This window comes from Paracoccus spongiarum, assembly GCF_030732095.1.
Lineage (GTDB): Bacteria > Pseudomonadota > Alphaproteobacteria > Rhodobacterales > Rhodobacteraceae > Paracoccus > Paracoccus spongiarum.
In genome coordinates this window covers 1-324 of sequence record NZ_JAVAMQ010000086.1, presented here as the reverse complement: position 1 = coordinate 324, position 324 = coordinate 1, and the positions used below count along the sequence as shown (strand labels likewise).

Annotated in this window: 1 protein-coding gene; it reads right to left on the bottom strand. The window is 71.9% G+C overall.

Annotation, left to right across the window (positions count from 1 at the left end):
- A partial coding sequence (locus Q5Y72_RS19810) for a calcium-binding protein (protein ID WP_305965097.1) occupies positions 1 to 324 on the bottom strand: 324 nt, incomplete at both ends.

Below are 324 nucleotides of genomic sequence, written 5' to 3'. Positions count from 1 at the left end.
GTTGCCGGCCTCGCCCGACAGCGTGTCGTTGTCGCCCTCGCCATACAGGCGGTCGTTGCCCTCGCCGCCCGTCATGCTGTCATGGCCGCTGCCGCCATACAGCCAGTCGGTGCCGGCATGGCCCAGCAGCGTGTCGTTGCCGGCCTCGCCGCGCAGCGTGTCGTTGCCGGTCTCGCCCAGAAGCCGGTCGTTGCCCGCCCCCGCCCGCAGGCTGTCCTGACCGTCGCCGCCATAAAGCCAGTCGGCACCCGCGCCCGCGATCAGCCTGTCGTCGCCGGTGCCGCCGATCAGCCGGTTGCTGCCGAACAGGTCCTCGAGCCAGTC